16 protein-coding genes are annotated in these 19,958 nt (G+C 71.8%); 2 read left to right on the top strand and 14 right to left on the bottom strand.

Translation table 11 applies throughout. The features are described from left to right. Positions 1-109 precede the first annotated feature (109 nt). Positions 110-1,039: a hypothetical protein gene (locus tag ACZ4EF_RS31990; RefSeq protein WP_467507644.1), complete on the top strand. Its 930-nt coding sequence runs from the start codon at positions 110-112 to the stop codon at positions 1,037-1,039. Positions 1,040-1,226: 187 nt separating this feature from the next. Here ACZ4EF_RS31990 and ACZ4EF_RS31985 read toward each other — a convergent pair whose 3' ends face one another. The 12 genes from ACZ4EF_RS31985 to ACZ4EF_RS31930 all read right to left on the bottom strand — a co-directional run bounded on the left by ACZ4EF_RS31985 (position 1,227) and on the right by ACZ4EF_RS31930 (position 16,251). Further along, positions 1,227-2,690 (bottom strand): glutamate synthase subunit beta, encoded by a 1,464-nt coding sequence (locus ACZ4EF_RS31985; RefSeq protein WP_355333986.1) that lies wholly within the window; start codon positions 2,688-2,690, stop codon positions 1,227-1,229. Continuing rightward, positions 2,683-7,248: a glutamate synthase large subunit gene (gene gltB / locus ACZ4EF_RS31980; RefSeq protein WP_467507642.1), complete on the bottom strand. Its 4,566-nt coding sequence runs from the start codon at positions 7,246-7,248 to the stop codon at positions 2,683-2,685. Before gltB ends, ACZ4EF_RS31985 begins: the two co-directional genes overlap by 8 nt. Before the next feature lie 420 nt (positions 7,249-7,668). After that, positions 7,669-8,400, bottom strand: a complete 732-nt coding sequence (locus ACZ4EF_RS31975; protein WP_355333991.1) for a VIT1/CCC1 transporter family protein — start codon at positions 8,398-8,400, stop codon at positions 7,669-7,671. Between the two features lie 176 nt (positions 8,401-8,576). Beyond that, positions 8,577-9,548: a prolipoprotein diacylglyceryl transferase gene (lgt, locus tag ACZ4EF_RS31970; protein ID WP_467507641.1), complete on the bottom strand. Its 972-nt coding sequence runs from the start codon at positions 9,546-9,548 to the stop codon at positions 8,577-8,579. A gap of 155 nt (positions 9,549-9,703) precedes the next feature. Continuing rightward, positions 9,704-10,513 (bottom strand): DsbA family protein, encoded by an 810-nt coding sequence (locus tag ACZ4EF_RS31965; RefSeq protein WP_467507639.1) that lies wholly within the window; start codon positions 10,511-10,513, stop codon positions 9,704-9,706. A 128-nt stretch (positions 10,514-10,641) separates the two neighbouring features. After that, positions 10,642-11,463, bottom strand: coding sequence for a tryptophan synthase subunit alpha (trpA, locus tag ACZ4EF_RS31960; RefSeq protein WP_391159726.1), 822 nt, complete (start codon positions 11,461-11,463; stop codon positions 10,642-10,644). Then, complete coding sequence (trpB, locus tag ACZ4EF_RS31955) at positions 11,460-12,731, bottom strand: tryptophan synthase subunit beta (RefSeq protein WP_355334003.1); 1,272 nt, start codon at positions 12,729-12,731, stop codon at positions 11,460-11,462. Before trpB ends, trpA begins: the two co-directional genes overlap by 4 nt. 91 nt (positions 12,732-12,822) lie before the next feature. Next, positions 12,823-12,966 (bottom strand): tryptophan biosynthesis modulator TrpM, encoded by a 144-nt coding sequence (gene trpM / locus ACZ4EF_RS31950; protein WP_391044025.1) that lies wholly within the window; start codon positions 12,964-12,966, stop codon positions 12,823-12,825. Positions 12,967-13,539: 573 nt separating this feature from the next. Then, positions 13,540-14,346, bottom strand: a complete 807-nt coding sequence (gene trpC, locus ACZ4EF_RS31945; RefSeq protein WP_355334006.1) for an indole-3-glycerol phosphate synthase TrpC — start codon at positions 14,344-14,346, stop codon at positions 13,540-13,542. 160 nt (positions 14,347-14,506) lie between these two features. Next, positions 14,507-14,980, bottom strand: a complete 474-nt coding sequence (locus ACZ4EF_RS31940; protein WP_401313435.1) for a DUF2752 domain-containing protein — start codon at positions 14,978-14,980, stop codon at positions 14,507-14,509. Between the two features lie 87 nt (positions 14,981-15,067). Continuing rightward, positions 15,068-15,367: an HGxxPAAW family protein gene (locus tag ACZ4EF_RS31935; RefSeq protein ID WP_355334011.1), complete on the bottom strand. Its 300-nt coding sequence runs from the start codon at positions 15,365-15,367 to the stop codon at positions 15,068-15,070. A 128-nt stretch (positions 15,368-15,495) separates the two neighbouring features. After that, positions 15,496-16,251 carry a TIGR02234 family membrane protein gene (locus ACZ4EF_RS31930; RefSeq protein ID WP_391159732.1) on the bottom strand — a complete coding sequence of 252 codons (756 nt, stop codon included), beginning with the start codon at positions 16,249-16,251 and terminating at the stop codon, positions 15,496-15,498. A gap of 377 nt (positions 16,252-16,628) precedes the next feature. On the opposite strand from ACZ4EF_RS31930, the gene ACZ4EF_RS31925 reads away from it, so the two are divergent. After that, the gene (locus ACZ4EF_RS31925; RefSeq protein WP_467507636.1) at positions 16,629-17,864 is read left to right on the top strand and encodes a S53 family peptidase; all 1,236 of its coding nucleotides are present in this window, start codon (positions 16,629-16,631) and stop codon (positions 17,862-17,864) included. A gap of 112 nt (positions 17,865-17,976) precedes the next feature. On the opposite strand, the gene ACZ4EF_RS31920 is transcribed toward ACZ4EF_RS31925, so the two are convergent. After that, entirely contained in the window at positions 17,977-19,500 is a 1,524-nt protein-coding gene (locus ACZ4EF_RS31920; RefSeq protein WP_355334017.1) for an anthranilate synthase component I, read from the bottom strand. 9 nt (positions 19,501-19,509) lie between these two features. Beyond that, positions 19,510-19,923 (bottom strand): phosphoribosyl-AMP cyclohydrolase, encoded by a 414-nt coding sequence (gene hisI / locus ACZ4EF_RS31915; RefSeq protein WP_391044019.1) that lies wholly within the window; start codon positions 19,921-19,923, stop codon positions 19,510-19,512. Positions 19,924-19,958: the final 35 nt, after the last annotated feature.

Genomic DNA, 19,958 nt, shown 5'->3' with positions numbered 1-19,958 from the left:
CGTCACCTGGTACCCCCGCGAGGCCGCCGTCGCGGGACGCCGAGGCCGCCGATGGCGGCGACAACGGCGCGGGCCGACGCGTAGGCTCGGTGGGTACGGGGAGGTGTTCATGGCCGAGCAGGCTGGACCCAGCGCGTCGTCGACGGCCGGTGGCGGGGCCATCGTGCACGGTTTCCCGCACATCGACACGGTGCGGTCCGCGCTCACCGCGCTCTACCGGCGGCTGTCGGGCGACGGGGTGGCCAGATTCGCCACCAGCGTCCATCCCGAACTGGTGGACTTCCCCGCGGACGAGGACCTGTATCTGGGCGCGCAGCGGGTGGCGCGTGTCATGGTGCAGCACTTCCGGCTGCCGGACGCCCGGATGGTCGTGAGCTTCCGCGACATGGTGCACGCGGGCAATGTGGAGCTGGCCGCGGGGCCCGAGTACTTCATCGAGCTGCACTCGCGGTTCAGGACCGACCGGCGCGATGTCGGGGCGGCGCTCTCCCACGAGGTCATGCACGTCTACCTGCACCGGCTCGGTCTGGAGTTCCCCGGCACCCGGGACAACGAGATTCTGACCGACACCGCCACGGCGTATCTGGGCGCGGGCTGGCTGCTGCTGGACGCGTACCGCGAGGAGGCCGCGATCCGCGGCGAGCGGCTGATGATGTCGGCGTACAAGCTCGGCTATCTCACGCCGGAGGAGTTCGGCTACGTGCTGGCCAAGCGCGCGGCGGCCTTCGGCGACGACATCGAGCCGTGGTTCCGCAGCGCCCAGGCCCGCGACGCCTACCGCGCGGGGCTGGCCCGCGCCCAGCAGGACGTGCGCCGCGCTCCCCTGGCCGCGTCGGGCTGGGCGGCCCGCCGCCGGTACGCCAAGGACCGCCGCGCGCTGGCCTCCGGCCCGGACTACACGTTCGAGGCCGCGCCCTCGGGCACGGTACGGGTCTCCTTCCCGTGCCCCACCTGCTTCCAGCGCATCCGCGTCCCCTGCCGGGGGCGCCTGCGCGCCCGGTGCGCCCTGTGCAAGACGGAGCTGGACGTCGACACGTGACCCTGCCGGGGGCGCGCTGTTCGCACGGCGGGTTCGTGCCCCAAAGAACGCGGCACCGCCCCGCCGCGAGGGGAAAAGCACAACGCCCGCCTCCTTGGTCGGGGAGTGGCGGGCGCTGCGGTGTTGCGCGCTCCGCACGCCATTGTGCGGAGCGGGGTGGGACAGTCGGGACCGTCCGGACGCGACGTCAGACCATGAGGGGCCGGTCGGTCGGGCGGATGGGGGCGTGCAGGGCCGAGGCCAGGCCGGTGAGGTAGGAGTCGACGGCCTTCGCGGCGGAGCGGCCCTCGGCGATGGCCCAGACGATGAGCGACTGGCCGCGCCCGGCGTCACCGGCGACGAAGACACCGTCGACGTTGGTCGCGTACGAGGCGTCGCGCGCGATGTTGCCGCGGGCGTCCAGCGCGAGACCGAGCTGGTCGACCAGGCCGTTGGACTGGTCGGTGCCGGTGAAGCCCATCGCGAGGGTGACCAGTTCGGCGGGGATGACCCGCTCGGTGCCCTCCTGCGGGACGAACTTCCCGTCCTGGAAGGCCACCTCGACCAGGTGCAGCGCCTTGACGTTGCCGTTCTCGTCGCCCTCGAACTTCATGGTGTTGACGGCGTAGACCCGCTCGCCGCCCTCCTCGTGCGCCGAGGTCACCTTGTAGACGGCGGGCATCGTCGGCCACGGCTGGCCCGCGGGCCGGTCGTCGGACGGCCGCGGCATGATCTCGAGCTGCGTGACCGAGGCCGCGCCCTGCCGGTGGGCGGTGCCGACGCAGTCCGCGCCGGTGTCGCCGCCGCCGATGACGACGACGTGCTTGCCCTGCGCGGTGATCGGCGGGGAGACGAAGTCGCCCTCCTGCACCTTGTTGGCCAGCGGGAGGTACTCCATCGCGAAGTGGATGCCGCCCAGCTCACGGCCGGGTGCGGGCAGGTCGCGGGAGACGGTCGCGCCGGCCGCGATGACCACCGCGTCGTACCGCTTGGCGAGCTTGGCCGCGTCGAGGTCGACGCCGATCTGCACTCCGGTGCGGAATTTGGTGCCCTCGGCGCGCATCTGCTCGATGCGCCGGTTGATGTGCCGCTTCTCCATCTTGAACTCGGGGATGCCGTAGCGCAGCAGTCCGCCGATCCGGTCGGCGCGCTCGTAGACCGCGACGGTGTGCCCGGCGCGGGTGAGCTGCTGGGCGGCGGCCAGGCCCGCGGGGCCCGAGCCGATCACGGCGACGGTCTTGCCGGACAGCCGGTCCGGCGGCTGCGGGGTGACGTCGCCGTTGTCCCACGCCTTGTCGATGATGGTGACTTCGACGTTCTTGATGGTGACGGCGGGCTGGTTGATGCCCAGCACGCAGGCCGACTCGCACGGCGCGGGGCACAGCCGCCCGGTGAACTCCGGGAAGTTGTTGGTGGCGTGCAGCCGCTCGCTGGCCTCGGTCCAGTCCTCGCGGTAGGCGTAGTCGTTCCACTCGGGGATCAGATTCCCCAGCGGACAGCCGTTGTGACAGAACGGGATGCCGCAGTCCATGCAGCGTCCGGCCTGCTTGCTGATGATCGGCAGCAGGCCGCCGGGGACGTAGACCTCTTTCCAGTCCTGCCGGCGCTCCTCGACCGGGCGGGTCGGAGCGGTCTCACGCGGGGTGGTGAGGAAGCCCTTGGGGTCAGCCATTTGCCGCCTCCATCATCTTCGCGGTGGTCTCGGACTCGGAGAGTCCGGCCTGCTCGGCGGCGTTCTTGGCGGCGAGCACTGCCTTGTAGTCCCTCGGCATGACCTTGCCGAAGCGGGTGAGGGCGCCGCCCCAGTCGGCGAGCAGCCGCTCGGCGACGGTGGAGCCGGTCTCCTCGAAGTGGCGGCGCACGACATCGTGCAGCCACGTGATGTCGCCCGCGTCCAGCGACTCGACGCCGACCATCCCGAAGTTGACGGCGCCGGGGTCGAGGTCGAGGACGTAGGCGATGCCGCCGGACATACCGGCCGCGAAGTTGCGCCCGGTGGCGCCGAGGACGACGGCCCGGCCGCCGGTCATGTACTCGCAGCCGTGGTCGCCGACGCCTTCGGAGACGACGGTCGCGCCGGAGTTGCGGACGCAGAACCGCTCGCCGGTACGGCCGCGCAGGAACAGCTCGCCGCTGGTCGCGCCGTACGCGATGGTGTTGCCCGCGATGGTGGAGTACTCGGCGAGGTGGTCGGCGCCGCGGTCGGGGCGGACGATGACCCGGCCGCCGGACAGGCCCTTGCCGACGTAGTCGTTGGCGTCGCCTTCGAGCCGCAGGGTGACGCCCCGGGGCAGGAACGCGCCGAAGGACTGGCCGGCGGAGCCGGTGAAGGTGACGTCGATGGTGTCGTCGGGCAGGCCCGCGCCGCCGTACTTCTTGGTCACCTCGTGGCCGAGCATGGTGCCGACCGTGCGGTTGACGTTGCGGATCGGCACCTGCGCGCGGACCGGGGCGCCGGACTCCAGCGCCTCGGCGGCGAGCCGGATCAGCTCGTTGTCCAGGGCGCGGTCCAGGCCGTGGTCCTGCTCGACGGTACGGTGCAGCACCGCGCCCTCGGGCAGCTCCGGCACGTACAGCAGCGGGGCGAGGTCGAGGCCCTGCGCCTTCCAGTGCTCCACGGCGTGGTCGGCGTCGATCAGCTCGGCGTGGCCGACGGCTTCCTCGATGGAGCGGAAGCCCAGCTCGGCGAGGATCTCGCGGACCTCCTCCGCGATGAACTCGAAGAAGTTCACGACGAATTCGGGCTTGCCGGTGAAGCGGTCGCGCAGCACCGGGTTCTGGGTGGCGACGCCGACCGGACAGGTGTCGAGGTGGCAGACGCGCATCATGACGCAGCCGGAGACCACCAGCGGCGCGGTCGCGAAACCGAACTCCTCGGCCCCGAGGAGCGCGGCGATGACGACGTCCCGGCCGGTCTTGAGCTGGCCGTCGGTCTGCACGACGATACGGTCCCGCAAGCCGTTGAGCAGCAGCGTCTGCTGGGTCTCGGCCAGGCCCAGCTCCCAGGGGCCGCCCGCGTGCTTGAGCGAGGTGAGCGGCGAGGCGCCCGTACCGCCGTCGTGTCCCGAGATCAGGACGACGTCCGCGTGGGCCTTGGACACACCGGCCGCGACGGTGCCGACGCCGACCTCGGAGACCAGCTTGACGTGAACGCGCGCCTTGGGGTTGGCGTTCTTCAGGTCGTGGATGAGCTGGGCGAGGTCCTCGATGGAGTAGATGTCGTGGTGCGGCGGCGGCGAGATCAGGCCGACGCCCGCGGTGGAGTGCCGGGTGCCGGCGATCCACGGGTAGACCTTGTGGCCGGGGAGCTGACCGCCCTCGCCGGGCTTGGCGCCCTGGGCCATCTTGATCTGGATGTCGTCGGCGTTGACCAGGTACTCCGACGTCACGCCGAAGCGGCCGGAGGCGACCTGCTTGATGGCGCTGCGCCGGGCCGGGTCGTACAGCCGGTCGGCGTCCTCGCCGCCCTCACCGGTGTTGGACTTGCCGCCGAGCTGGTTCATGGCGATGGCCAGCGTCTCGTGCGCCTCGCGCGAGATCGAGCCGTACGACATGGCACCGGTGGAGAAGCGCTTGACGATCTCGGAGACCGGCTCGACCTCGTCGATCGGGACGGGGCCGCGGTCGTTCTTCAGCCCGAACAGGCCGCGCAGCGTCATCAGCCGCTCGGACTGCTCGTTCACCCGCTGCGTGTACTGCTTGAAGATGTCGTAGCGCCGGGTGCGGGTGGCGTGCTGGAGCCGGAAGACGGTGTCGGGGTCGAACAGGTGCGGTTCGCCCTCGCGTCGCCACTGGTACTCGCCGCCGATGTCGAGCCTGCGGTGCGCGGCGGCGATGCCGGACAGCGGGTACGCCTTGGCGTGCCGGGCGGCGACCTCCTGCGCGACGACGTCGATGCCCGCGCCGCCGATCTTGGTGTCGGTGCCGTGGAAGTAGCTGTCGACGAAGTCGGACTCCAGGCCGACCGCCTCGAAGACCTGCGCGCCGCGGTAGGAGGCGACGGTGGAGATGCCCATCTTGGACATGACCTTCAGCACGCCCTTGCCGAGCGCCTTGATCAGGTTCTTCAGCGCGGTCTCGACCTCGACGCCGGGCAGGAAGGTGCCCGCCCTGACCAGGTCCTCGACGGACTCCATGGCCAGGTAGGGGTTGACGGCCGCGGCGCCGTAGCCGATGAGCAGCGCCACGTGGTGCACCTCGCGCACGTCGCCCGCCTCGACGAGGAGGCCGACCTGGGTGCGCTGCTTGGTGCGGATCAGGTGGTGGTGCACGGCGGAGGTGAGCAGCAGCGACGGGATCGGCGCGTGCTCGGCGTCGGAGTGCCGGTCGGAGAGCACGATCAGGCGGGCGCCGTCCTCTATGGCGGCGTCGGCCTCGGCGCAGATCTCGGCGAGCCGGGCGGCCAGTGCCTGGCCGCCGCCGGTGACCCGGTAGAGGCCGGACAGGGTGGCGCCCTTGAGCCCGGGCAGGTCGCCGTCGGCGTTGACGTGGATGAGCTTGGCCAGCTCGTCGTTGTCGATCACCGGGAACGGCAGGGTGATGTTGCGACAGGAGGCCGGGCTGGGCTCCAGCAGGTTGCCCGACGGGCCGATGGTGGAGATCAGCGAGGTGACCAGTTCCTCGCGGATGGCGTCCAGCGGCGGGTTGGTGACCTGCGCGAAGAGCTGGGTGAAGTAGTCGAAGAGCAGCCGGGGGCGCTCGGAGAGCGCCGCGATCGGCGAGTCGGTGCCCATCGAGCCGAGCGGTTCGCCGCCGGTCCTGGCCATCGGCGCGAGGATGATCCGCAGCTCTTCCTCGGTGTAGCCGAAGGTCTGCTGGCGGCGGGTGACCGAGGCGTGGGTGTGCACGATGTGCTCGCGCTCGGGCAGGTCGGAGAGGTTGATCAGCCCGGCTTCCAGCCAGTCGGCGTACGGGTTCTCCGCGGCGATGCCCGCCTTGATCTCGTCGTCCTCGACGATCCGGTGCTGGACGGTGTCGACCAGGAACATCCGGCCGGGCTGGAGGCGGCCCTTGCGGGTCACCTTCTCCGGGGCGATGTCCAGGACGCCGGACTCGGAGGCGAGCACGACCAGTCCGTCGTCGGTGACCCAGTAGCGGCCGGGGCGCAGTCCGTTGCGGTCCAGGACCGCGCCGACGACGGAGCCGTCGGTGAAGGTGACGCAGGCCGGGCCGTCCCAGGGCTCCATCAGCGTGGAGTGGTACTGGTAGAAGGCGTGCCGCGCCGGGTCCATCGACTCGTGGTTCTCCCACGCCTCGGGGATCATCATCAGCACGCTGTGCGGCAGCGACCGGCCGCCGAGGTGCAGCAGTTCCAGCACCTCGTCGAAGGACGCGGTGTCGGAGGCACCGGGCGTACAGATCGGGAAGATCCGCTCCAGGTCGCCGCCCTGGCCGCCGCCCGCCGGGCCGAAGAGGTCGCTGGCGAGCTGCGACTCGCGGGCCCGCATCCAGTTCCTGTTGCCCTTGACGGTGTTGATCTCACCGTTGTGCGCGACGAAACGGTACGGGTGGGCGAGCGGCCAGCTCGGGAAGGTGTTGGTGGAGAAGCGCGAGTGGACCAGCGCGATGGCGGTGGCGAACCGCAGGTCGGACAGGTCGGGGAAGAACGGTTCGAGCTGCCCCGTGGTCAGCATGCCCTTGTACACGATCGTGCGGGCGGACAGCGACGGGAAGTACACGTCGGCCTCGCGCTCGGCGCGCTTGCGCAGGACGAAGGCGGGCCGGTCGAGGTCGATACCGGAGGCGGCACCGGCGCTGTCGGCGACGAAGAGCTGCGAGAAGTACGGCATGGTCGAGCGGGAGGTGGTGCCCAGCAGCTCGGGGGCGACCGGGACCTCGCGCCAGCCGAGTACGGTCAGGCCCTCTTCGGCGGCGATCCGCTCGATGGCGTCGACGGCCTTGGCGCGGTCCTCGGTCTCGACCGGGAGGAAGGCGAGGCCGACCGCGTAGTGGCCCTGGTCGGGAAGCGCGAAGCCGGCGGCCTCGCGCAGGAAGGCGTCCGGGATCTGGAGGAGGATGCCCGCGCCGTCACCCGAGTCGGGCTCGGCGCCGGTGGCACCACGATGCTCCAGATTGCGCAGAACGGTCAGCGCCTGCTCCACGAGCCCATGGCTCGCCTCGCCGGTGAGGGTGGCCACGAAACCGACGCCACAGGCGTCGTGCTCGTTGCGGGGGTCGTACATCCCCTGCGGGGCGGGGCGCCCGTCCATGAACGCGGAACGCGAACGCATGGCTCTCCCGTCGTCGTCTTTGGCTTGTATGCATTGCCTGTTCCCAGGCATGCGCAACAGGGACGACGTTGGCCCTCTGCGATTTCGTGCAGGTTACATGATGGACGAGTGTTCGAGAAGCGGATACTCAGTTCCAGCATGTGGACATGATGAGGGGTGGAGCGAACAGATCAGGCCAGCGCCGTGTCGGAGGTTTTCCGGCCGGGTCCAGCGCGCTACCGGGCCGCTTTCTGCCGGTGCGCCACCGGGTAATGCCCCGTGCGACGGCTACTGAAACGACGGGGAAACATGAGGCTTGTGGCCGCTGGTTTCCTGTGGGTTTCCCGAGTCCGGTGGAGCGAGCGCACGGCACATCGCCGATCACCCGATCGGACCAGTGGGCCGACCGCACCGGTCGGCCGTTCAGACCGTTCGGAGTGGTCAGCCGACCGCTGTGCCGATAAGAGCGCCCAATACGAAGGTAACCCCGCCGGCCGCCGCGCCCAACAGCAGCTGCCGAACCCCGCTGTACCACCAGGAACGCGCGGTCACCCGGGCCACGGCCGCACCACAGCCGAAGAGTCCGGCCAGCGCGAGGACGGCCGCGGGCCACAGCGAGTCGCCGCCGAGCAGATACGGCAGTACGGGCAGCAGGGCGCCCAGCGCGAAGGCGACGAAGGAGGAGGCCGCCGCGACCAGCGGCGACGGCAGGTCGGTCGGGTCCACGCCCAGTTCCTCGCGGGCGTGTATCTCCAGCGCCCGCTCCGGGTCGACGGAGAGCTGCCTGGCCACCTCGCGGGCGAGCTTCGGCTCCACACCGCGCGAGACGTACAGCTCGGCCAGCTCCCGCAGCTCCGCCTCCGGGTGGCGGCGCAGCTCGATCCGCTCGATCTCCAGCTCGGCCTCGACCAGCTCCCGCTGGGAGGCCACCGACGTGTACTCCCCCGCCGCCATCGAGAAGGCGCCCGCCGCCAGGCCCGCGAGCCCGGTCACCACGATGGTGCGCGACGAGACGTCGCCGCCCGCCACTCCCGTCATCAGCGCCAGATTCGACACCAGGCCGTCCATCGCCCCGAACACCGCCGGGCGCAGCCAGCCGCCGCTCACGTCACGGTGCGAGTGGTGCGGTACGTGATACGGCGCCGCCGTCGTCTCCTCGACAGCCGTTGACATCCGTCCCCACCCCTCCCCAGGCAGCCTCCCGCGAGGCCGCACGACCACGAATCCATTCGACCGTACGCTCGAATGCGACGCGCCGCCAGCAAGGAAAGCCTGCCCTGACCTGCCCTTTCTCCTCCTGGAGAAGGTGCGCCGCCACTGCGCGTGACGGGCTCTTCAGGGGCGCGAGATCAGAGCGCCTCGGAGGCTCGCTTCGGGTCGACGGAACCGACGGAAGCCTCGTCCTCGACGGAGGAGGAGTCGACCGCGTCGTCCGCGTCCGCTTCCGCTTCCGGGTCGGACGACGGCGGCGCGGCGTCGTCGGGGCCTTCGCCGGAGGCGAGAGGCTCGATGTTCTCCTCGCGGCCGGGCCGCTTGCGGCCGACGACGACGAGGTAGACGACGGCGCCGATGAAGACGACGATCGCGGTCCAGTCGTTGAGCCGCATGCCGAGGATCTGGTGGGCGTAGTCCACGCGCATGTGCTCGATCCAGGCGCGGCCCACCGTGTACGCGGCGACGTAGAGGGCGAAGGCCCGCCCGTGGCCGAGCTTGAAGCGGCGGTCGGCCCAGATGACCAGGAGGGCGACGCCGACGCACCACAGGGACTCGTACAGGAACGTCGGGTGGTACGTGGCGATGTCCGGCGTGCTCTCCGGCCGGTGCGCGGGGTCGATCTTCAGGCCCCAGGGCAGCGTGGTCGGGCCGCCGTACAGCTCCTGGTTGAACCAGTTGCCCCAGCGGCCGATCGCCTGGGCGAAGGCGATGCCCGGCGCGATGGCGTCGGCGTAGACCGGCAGCGCGATCCCCCGGCGGCGGCAGGCGATCCAGGCGCCGAGCGCGCCGAAGGCGATGGCGCCCCAGATCCCCAGGCCGCCCTGCCAGATCTTGAAGGCGTCGACCCAGTCCTTGCCACTGGTGAAGTACAGCTCGTAATCGGTGATCACGTGGTACAGCCGGCCGCCGACCAGACCGAAGGGCACCGCCCACACGGCGATGTCCGCGACCGTGCCCGCCCGGCCGCCGCGGGCGATCCAGCGCTTGCCGCCGAGCCATACGGCTACGAAGACACCGATGATGATGCAGAACGCGTAGCCGCGCAGCGGAATGGGTCCGAGGTGGACGACTCCGTGCGACGGGCTGGGAATGAATGCGAGTTCCATGGCAATGACCGACGCTACCTTGCCGGGCGGGAAGTGCGGCAACCCGCCCGGCTACGTATGGATAACGGCCGGGACTCCTCCGGCCCCTCCGGGGGAATCCCCGCGGACGCCGAAAGGCCCGGAATCAAGCCTCGGCAGGCCCCTCAGCGGGCCTGTCAGGAGGCCGGAGCGGTGGTCACCGCACCCGCCTTTTTGCCCTTGTTCGCGTCGGTGACCATCTGCTTCAGCGAGTCGGGCGTGAGATTGCTGCCGCTCCCGTAGACGCTCTTGCCGTTGAGCAGGATCGTCGGCGTCGAGTTGAAGCCGGACTTCCCGAAGGCGCTGTTGGACGCCTTCACCCAGCTGTTGTGGGTGCCGCCGTTGACGCACGCGGTGAAGGTCGGCGTCTTCAGACCGCTGACCTTGCCCGCCAGGTCGAGCAGGTGGTTCTTGTCGGAGAAGGTGTCGCTCTGCTCCTCCGGCTGATTGTCGTACAGCACATCGTGGTAGGCGCGGAATTTGCCCGCGTCCTGGGCGCAGGCGGCGGCATTGGCGGCGTTCAGCGAGCCGGAGCCGCCGAGATTGCCGTCGATGAGCGTCACCAGGTGGTATTCGGTGCGGATCTGCCCGCTGTCCTCAAGGCTGTGGATGGTCGGGGTGAACGCCTTCTCGAAGGCGTCGCACGCCGGGCAGCGGAAGTCCTCGTAGATCGTCAGCACCGAGGGCGCGTCGGCGGCGCCGACGGGGATGACGAGATTGTCCTTGCCGATGGCGCCCTTGGGCGCGGCGGCCGGGGTGGAGCCGCCGCCGCTGTCCTTGTGGTCGGCGACCACCACCCCGATCACGGCGGCGATGGCCAGCACGGCGACCACCGCGCCCGCGACCACCATGGTGCGCCTGCGTCGGGCGCCGGCCTTCTCTTTTTCACGCTGTTCGTACAGGGCCTCGCGGGCGCTGCGCTTTCCGTCTCGGTTCTTCTGGCTCACATCCCTGACCAACGGTGCGGGAGGGCACTTCAGCGCCTTCCCGCACCGCGATTCGCCCCATCGTGTTACGCCGGGGCCGGTCGTACGGGGCGCGGCCGGTTCCTTTCGTACGGTCGCGGCCGGTGCTGTCAGCCGCGCTTGCGGACGCCCGCGGCCAGTTCCGCCGCCAGTTCCCGTACGGCCGTGAGGGCCGCGGGCAGGTCGCCGTCCGCGTCGAGGATGCGCTTGACGAAGGCCGAGCCGACGATCACACCGTCGGCGAAGGCCGCGACCTCGGCGGCCTGCACCGCGTTCGACACGCCCAGGCCCACGCAGACCGGCAGGTCCGTGGTGGCGCGGGTGCGGCGCACGAGGTCGGACGCCTGCTCGCCGACGCTCTCCCGCGTGCCGGTGACACCCATCAGGGAGGCCGCGTAGACGAAGCCGCTGCCCGCCGCGGTGATCTTCGCCAGCCGCTCGTCACGGCTGGAAGGAGCGACGACGAAGACGGTGGCCAGGCCCTGCTGCTCGGCCGCCTTCCGCCATCCCTCGGACTCCTCGACCGGCAGGTCGGGCAGGATGCAGCCCGCGCCGCCCGCCTCGGCCAGCTCGGTCGCGAACCGCTCGGCGCCGTAGCGGTCCACCGGGTTCCAGTACGTCATGACCAGCACCGGCTTGCCGGTGGCCTGGTGCGCCTCGCGTACGGTGCGCAGCACGTCGGCGATCCGCACGTGGTTCTTGTTGAGCGCGATGTCGTCGGCGGTCTGGATGACCGGCCCGTCCAGCACCGGGTCGCTGTGCGGCAGCCCGACCTCGACGATGTCCGCGCCGCCTTCGAAGGCGGCCTTCACGGCCTCGATCCCGCCGTCCACGGTCGGGAAACCGGCGGGCAGATACGCCACGAGCGCGGCCCGCCCCTCGGCCTTGGCGTCGGCCAGCACCCGGTCCAACAGCTCTACGTTCCCGCTCACTTGACCGCCACCTCGTTGTCCTCGTCGACCTCGGCGGTCGCGTCGTACAGCCCGAAGTAGCGGGCCGCCGTGTCCATGTCCTTGTCGCCGCGGCCGGAGAGGTTCACCAGCACCAGGCCCTCGGGGCCCAGCTCGCGGCCGATCTCCAGGGCCCCGGCCAGGGCGTGCGCGCTCTCGATGGCGGGGATGATGCCCTCGGTACGGGACAGCAGCCGCAGGGCCTGCATCGCCTCGTCGTCGGTGACCGCGCGGTATTCGGCGCGGCCGATGTCCTTGAGGTACGAGTGCTCGGGGCCGACTCCGGGGTAGTCCAGACCCGCCGAGATCGAGTACGGCTCGGTGATCTGGCCCTCGTCGTCCTGGAGGACGTAGGAGCGCGAGCCGTGCAGGATGCCCGGCTCGCCCTCGGTGAGGGTGGCCGCGTGCTCCCCGGTGGCCACGCCGTGGCCCGCGGGCTCGCAGCCGACCAGCCGGACCCCGGTGTCGGGCAGGAAGGCGTGGAAGAGGCCCATGGCGTTGGAGCCGCCGCCGACGCAGGCGACGGCGGCGTCGGGCAGCCGGCCGGTGCGCTCCAGGAGCTGGCGGCGCGCCTCGACGCCGATCACCCGGTGGAAGTCGCGGACCAGCGCGGGGAAGGGGTGCGGTCCCGCGACCGTGCCGAACAGGTAGTGCGTGCGGTCCACGTTGGCGACCCAGTCGCGGAACGCCTCGTTGATGGCGTCCTTCAGCGTCCGGCTGCCGGAGGTCACCGAGACCACCTCGGCGCCGAGCATCCGCATCCGCGCGACGTTGAGCGCCTGGCGCTGGGTGTCGATCTCGCCCATGTAGATCGTGCAGTCGAGGCCGAACAGCGCGCAGGCGGTCGCGGTGGCGACGCCGTGCTGGCCCGCGCCGGTCTCCGCGATCACGCGGGTCTTGCCCATCCGCTTGGTCAGCAGCGTCTGGCCCAGCACATTGTTGATCTTGTGCGAGCCGGTGTGGTTCAGGTCCTCCCGCTTGAGGAAGACCCGTGCCCCGCCCGCCTGCTCGGCGAACCGGGGGACCTCCGTGAGGGCGCTCGGGCGGCCCGCGTAGTTGGCCATCAGGTCGTTCAGCTCGGCCGCGAAGGCGGGGTCGGTCTTCGCCTTCTCGTACTCGACGGCCACCTCGTCCACGGCGGCGACCAGCGCCTCCGGGATGAACTTGCCGCCGAACGCGCCGAAGTAGCCCGCGGGGGTGGGGACGGATCCGTCCGGATCCGGATGGAAGAAGTCGTGCGTTTCTGACATGGGGTATCCCTGGCTGTGCGCCGTCAGGCGCGGGTGAAAGGGGGGACGCGTACGCGTGTCCGTGTCATGCGTACGCGGCTGTGCTCGCGGCTCAGCCGCGGCGCCATCGCCTGCCGTTCACCTGGCCGGGCTCGCACCCGATCACATACCGCACCCGGCGCCCCAGCACCTTGCGCGCCGGCGCGCGGCAGCCGCGGGGGCGGCAACCGGGGGCGAGACGCGCGGCGAGGGACATGCGCCCGAGTCTAGCCCTCCGGGCAGGTCCCCCCACTCCATGCCCGGCCCCCGCGCGCGTTCAGCCAACGCAGCGCCTCGCCTTGAGGACCCCGGTACCGCGCAGGGCCTCGCTTTGAGGGGCGCGGGGACCTGCGCGAGCAACCCACCACCGGCCGGTGGCCCGGACACCACCGAACCGCCCCACCGGGGCCGGTGGTGACCCGCGAGAGCGTCGCGGCTGGCCGCGCAGTTCCCCGCGCCCCTCAAAAGACCGGCTCACCGCCCGAACGAAAGACGGCCCGCCCCGCCAGGGGCGCGAGGAACTGCGCGAGCAACCCACCACCGACCGGTGGCCCGGACACCACCGAACTGCCCCACCGGGGCGGGCGGTGACCTGCGAGAGCATCGTGGCTGGCCGCGCAGTTCCCCGCGCCCCTGACGGGGCACGTCCTTGACGGGGAACCGCCCCGCGAGGTGCGGCTCACGCGCCCCTGACGGGGCACCGTCTCTCGCGAAGAACCGCCGTGCAAAGCGCGGTCGGGCGCCCTGACGGGGCACCGTAAGGGGTGTGGGGCCCTCCCCCGGAGGGGGGTTAGCGGCCGAAGCGGAGGGCGGGATGGGCGCCGGCAGCCACGAGATCGGCGACCGCGGCACGCGGATCCTTGCCGGTGACGAGCGACTCGCCGACGAGCACGGCGTCGGCGCCGTCATTGGCGTAGGCGATCAGGTCGTGGGGACCACGCACCCCGGACTCGGCGATCTTCACGATGTGGTCGGGAATCTCGGGCGCGACGCGGGCGAAGTTCCCCCGGTCGACCTCAAGGGTCTTGAGATTACGCGCGTTGACCCCGATGATCTTCGCCCCGGCGTCCACCGCCCGCTCGACCTCCTCCTCGTCGTGCACCTCGACGATCGGGGTGAGACCGATCGACTGGGCGCGCTCGACGAGCGAGACGAGGGCGTCCTGGTCGAGCGCGGAGACGATCAGCAGGGCGAGGTCGGCACCGTAGGCGCGGGCCTCCCAGAGCTGGTACGCGGTGACGATGAAGTCCTTGCGCAGGACCGGGATGTCGACCTTGGCCCGGACCGCTTCGAGGTCGGCGAGGGAGCCGCCGAACTTCCGCTCCTCGGTGAGGACGCTGATGACGGCGGCGCCGCCCGCCTCGTAGTCGGCGGCGAGCCCCGCGGGGTCGGCGATGGCGGCCAGCGCGCCCTTGGAGGGGCTGGACCGCTTGACCTCGCAGATCACCTTGACGCTGTCGCCGCGCAGGGCGGCCACCCCGTCCTTGGCGTCGCGCGCCTTGGTGGCCCGCTCCTTGAGTTCGTCGAGGGTGACGCGGGCCTGCCGCTCGGCGAGGTCAGCGCGGACTCCGTCGATGATCTCGTCGAGCACACTCACGCGAGAGCTCCCCTTCCGGACCGGGTTCGTACAGCGAAATGATCAAGCCAATGGTGGGAACCACCGACACTCCGATGGTATCGGGCGCCGGGCGCAGCGCCCGCATCCGGGGATTCGCGGTCCCACCACCTGGACAAGCATGCCCCGGAAGGCGGGCGGGTCACGGGATCAGCGCCGCGCCGAACGGCAGGTTCCGGACAACGGTGAAGACCAGCGCCAGGGCGAGGAGCGCCTTCCCGTACGCCGGGCGCAGCACGGGTTCGAACGGTCGGCCGCGCAGCCTGCGGGTGAACCAGACGGCCCACACGACGGCGAAGACGACGTATCCGGCCACCGCGAGGGCGTTGCAGCCCAGCGCCGTGCCGAGGTGGCCGTGGGCGACGGCGTGGGCGCTGCGCAGGCCGCCGCAGCCGGGGCAGTAGATCCCGGTGTAGTGCAGCAGCGGGCAGGCCGGGTAGTGGCCGGGCGTGTTGGGGTCGACGGCGCCGACGTACGCGAAGGCGCCCGCCACCGCGCCGAGGAGGGCGAGCGGTACGGCGGCGCGCGAGAGCGCGCCGAGGGCCGCTCCGGGAGCCGTCCCGCGCGCCGCCGCGGGGGCCCGGCCTGCGGCCCGACCTGCTGTGTCGTGAATCACATCGCCGATTCTGCCCCCGGACGCACGAAGGCGCAGCGCGCGGACCCGGAGGTCGGCGGCTGCGCCCGGCGGGCGGGACCGGTGGGGTCAGGCGCTGGCGGGCGCCTCAGCGGGCGACTCCGTGTGCGTCGTCCCCTCCGGGGTGCGGACCTCCTGCGCGGCGTGGGCGCGGGCGACCCGTACCTCGGGTGACTCCTTGCTGCCCAGGCCCATGAGCTTCATCGCACCGCCGACGACGGGGCCGAGCAGTATGACGCCCATGCTCGCCCAGAAGGGGACCGGCTGGGCGGCGACCATGAACACGCCTCCGGCACAGAAGCCGATGAACGAGATGATCGAGCCGGTCCACGCGGCGGGGGTGTGGCCGTGGTCGTGATGGACCGCCATGAGTGCTCCCTGAATCCTCTCGGTCGGCGGCGTCCTTTCGCCGCCGACTTCGTCTTCCATTGTTGCGCGTGTTCCGGGGTTGCCGTGCACGGGGGTGGAACGGGCGGTCGCGGCACGCGCGGGACCGGTCAGCCGGGGGCCTGTGTGGGGTCCTCGCCCCGGTCCAGCGCCTTCCACAGGTCCTCGGCCCGGTCGGGGTCGATCGGCGCGGGCGCGGCGGCGGCCCTGCCGCGCAGCGAGGGGCGGCTGCCCGGCCGGTCGTAGCGGCTGGACATCGCGGGCCAGGCGTGGCCGTAGCGCAGTGCGAGCAGGCCCGCGAGGAGCAGCAATACGCCGCCCGCGACGGCGACCAGCGGCCAGCCGGTGGTGCTCGTGTGGCCCGCGGTGGCGCGGGTGAGGCCGGACGCGGCGGCGGCCCGTTCGTTGAGGGCGCCGGTGGCCGCGCGGCGGGCGAGCACGACGACGACCACGCCGAGGCCGGAGAGCGTGAGCAGCCCGGAGACGACGTAGCGGCCGATCCGGCGCACGGCGAAGACGGCGACGAGCGCGGCCAGGCCGACCAGGGCCAGCGCGCCGGGCAGCGCGGTGGCCTGGCTGCCGGTGGCGTGCACCGGGAGGGTGCCCTGGCCGAAGGCGACGGTGCCGCGCGCCCAGGTCTTGCCCGCCGCGAGCAGCACGACGCTGGCGCCGATCACGCCGCACGCGAGCGCGACGGCGAGGACGCGCGTGGCGGTGCGCCGCGCGGCCGAGGGCGCGGCACCGGGGCCGGTCCCGCGTTCGGGCCCGGCTTCGGTCGCCCGGCCGGGTTCGACCCCGGTCTCGCGGTCGGTCGCGGCTTCGGTCTCGACGGCTTGGTCAGCGCGGGGCTGAGGGACGGCACTCACCCCACCACTATCGCCTGTCGGCGCGGCGGCCCGTCCGGCGGGGGCACCGGGCGGCCGGACCGGGGGTCGCGGCGCGCGGCTGAAAACACGCCGTGGCGATCGGTCCCGAATGGTCACGAAGCAGTACGGAACAGCCGTCGCACACCACACCGGGACGACTCGATTTCACACCTGCCGGGAGGTCAGCACCAGGCAATGCCTTGCCCAACTCCCTTATGCCACAAGTAAAGCGGAGGTATAGCTTCCAGCCCCCTCCTTGTTGGCGTGCGCTCGTCACCATACGTTCTCGGCCGTCCCACTGATGTCAACTCGCACCAATGGCACCACCTGTCACGCATCCCACAAGCCCCCGGTTCACCCCCCACAGGAGGCAATAGTTGCGTTCGATCACCCTCACACCCACCGCCCGCCGCACCGCGCTCGCGGTCACCGCCGCCGCCGGACTGGCCCTGTCGGGGCTGGCCCTGGCGCCGTACGCCGGTGCCTCCCCCGCCGCGCACGGCGTCAGCACCGCGCGCTCCTGCGCCGTCAGCACCCATCCGGACGTGATGGCGTGCAAGGCGCTCAAGGTCACCCAGGGCGTCAACACGCTCAAGAAGTCCACCGGTTCGGTGAACCCGGCCGCGGCCCCCTCCGGCCTCGGCCCGGCCGATCTCCAGAGCGCGTACGCCCTGCCCTCCTCCGGCGGGTCCGGCGCGACCGTGGCGATCGTCGACGCGTACGACGACCCCAACGCCGAGGCGGATCTGGCCACTTACCGCTCCACGTACGGCCTGCCCGCCTGCACCACCGACAACGGCTGCTTCTCGAAGGTCGGCCAGTCCGGCAGCGCCTCCTCGCTGCCGAGCGCCGACGCGGGCTGGGCCGAGGAGATATCGCTCGACCTCGACATGGTCAGCGCCGCCTGCCCCGACTGCCACATCCTCCTGGTCGAGGCCGACGACTCCTCGATGACCAACCTGGGCGAGTCCGTCAACACCGCGGTGTCGCTGGGCGCGAAGTACGTCTCCAACAGCTACGGCGGCGGCGAGTCCTCCTCGGACCCGTCGTACGACAGCTCGTACTTCGACCACCCCGGTGTCGCCATCACCGTCAGCGCCGGTGACAGCGGCTACGGCGCCGAGTACCCGGCCGCCTCCCAGTACGTCACCGCCGTCGGCGGCACCTCGCTCACCAGCGACTCCTCCAGCCGCGGCTGGACCGAGTCCGTCTGGACGGGCACCGGCTCCGGCTGCTCCTCCTACGACGCCAAGCCGTCCTGGCAGACGGACGCCGACTGCGGCAAGCGCACCATCGCCGACGTCTCGGCGGTCGCCGACCCCGCGACGGGCGTCGCCGTCCACGACACGTACGGCTCGGACACCGGCTGGGAGGTCTTCGGCGGCACCAGCGCCTCGTCGCCGCTGATCGCGGCCGTCTACGCCCTCGCCGGGGCGCCCTCGGCCGGGTCCTACCCCGCCTCGTTCCCCTACGCGCACGCCGACGCGCTCAACGACGTGGCCGGCGGCTCGAACGGCTCGTGCGGCGGCTCGTACCTGTGCACCGGCGTGAGCGGCTTCGACGGCCCGACGGGCCTCGGGACGCCGAACGGCACGGCGGCCTTCGCGGGCTGACGGCACCCACAAGGGCGCGAGGAACCGCGCGACGAGCCACGACGCGCACGCACGTCGTGGCTCGTCGCTCACGCCCCTCGAAGACCGGCTGACCGCCTCCGGAAGGCGACCGTCACAGGCGGTTGGCGGTGGCCACCGCGCGCAGGACGGCGGCGGCCTTGTTGCGGCACTCGGTGTCCTCGGCCACCGGATCGCTGTCGGCGACGACACCGGCCCCGGCCTGGACGTAGGCGGTGCCGTCGCGGAGCAGCGCCGTACGGATGGCGATGGCGGTGTCGGAGTCACCGGCGAAGTCGAGGTAGCCGACACAGCCGCCGTACAGACCGCGCCGGGACGGCTCCAGCTCCTCGATGATCTGCATGGCGCGCGGCTTGGGGGCGCCGGAGAGGGTGCCCGCGGGGAAGCAGGCGGTGAGCACGTCGAAGGCGGTACGGCCCTCGGCGACCTGGCCGGTGACGGTCGAGACGATGTGCATGACGTGGGAGTAGCGCTCGACCGACATGAAGTCGACGACCTCGACGCTGCCGGGTTCGCAGACGCGGCCCAGGTCGTTGCGGCCGAGGTCGACCAGCATCAGGTGCTCGGCGCGTTCCTTGGGGTCGGCCAGCAGTTCCTCGGCGAGCGCGGTGTCCTGTCGCGGGGTGGCGCCGCGCGGGCGGGTGCCCGCGATCGGGTGGACCATGGCGCGGCCGTCCTCGACCTTGACCAGGGCCTCGGGGCTGGAGCCGACGACGTCGAAGTCGCCGCCCTCGCCGCCGGGGAAGCGGAAGAGGTACATGTACGGGCTGGGGTTGGTGGCCCGCAGGACGCGGTAGACGTCGAGCGCGCTGGCCGTGCACGGGGTCTCGAAGCGCTGCGAGGGGACGACCTGGAAGGCCTCACCCGCGCGGATACGTTCCTTGATGTCGTCGACCGCGCGCTGATAGGCGGCGCCGCCCCACAGGGCGGTGTATTCGGGCAGTTCCGACGGCGGCAGCTCGACGGGGACGTATTCGACCGGCTTGGCCAGGTCGGCCTGCATGGCGTCGAGGCGGGCGACGGCGTCCGCGTGGGCCTCGTCCACCCCGGTGTCGCGGTCGTTGTGGTTGATCGCGTTGGCGATCAGCAGGACCGTGCCGTCCCAGTGGTCGAGGACGGCGAGGTCGGAGGTGAGCAGCATGGTCAGTTCCGGCAGCCGCAGATCGTCGCGGGTCCGCTCGCCGATCCGCTCCAGGCGGCGCACGATGTCGTAGCCGAGGTAGCCGACCATGCCGCCGGTGAAGGGCGGCATCCCCGCCGCCAGGTCGCGCGGGGTGTGCAGGGCGTCGACGGTGACGCGCAGCGCCTCCAGCGGGTCGCCGTCGACCGGGACGCCGACCGGCGGCGTGCCGAGCCAGTGCGCCTGGCCGTCGCGCGCGGTGAGCGTGGCGGCCGACCGGACGCCGACGAAGGAGTAGCGCGACCACGTACGGTCTCCCCCGGAGCCTTCGGCCTGGGAGGTGCCTCCGTCCGCCGACTCCAGCAGGAACGTTCCCGTCCGCTCCCCCGCGAGCTTGCGGTACAGCCCGACCGGAGTGTCGCCGTCGGCGAGCAGCCTGCGCGTCACGGGAATCACCCGGCGGTCGACCGCCAGCTTGCGGAAGGTCTCAAGGTCCATGAGCCGAGATTAGTGGTCACGGCCGGGCGCCGGGAGCGGCCGGTACGGCGAAGGGCGGACCGGCTGGCCGAGCGGCAGCACGTCGGCGTCGAAGCACGTGCGGTCGCCGGTGTGGCAGGCGGCGCCGACCTGGTCGACCTTCACCAGCAGGGTGTCGCCGTCGCAGTCCAGCGCGACGGACTTGACGTGCTGGACGTGGCCCGAGGTGTCGCCCTTGACCCAGTACTCCTGGCGGCTGCGGCTCCAGTAGGTGCAGCGGCCGGTGGTGAGGGTGCGGTGCAGGGCCTCGTCGTCCATCCACCCCAGCATCAGCACTTCACCGGTGTCGTATTGCTGGGCGATGGCGGGTACGAGTCCGTCGGCCGTGCGCTTGAGGCGGGCGGCGACTGCTGGGTCGAGTGCGGTGGCGGGCATGGTGACCATTCTGCCGCCGAATATCAAGAACTCGAAAAGGGTCA

This window comes from Streptomyces sp. NPDC025721, assembly GCF_055558595.1.
This window is presented reverse-complemented; position numbering and strand designations above follow the sequence as displayed.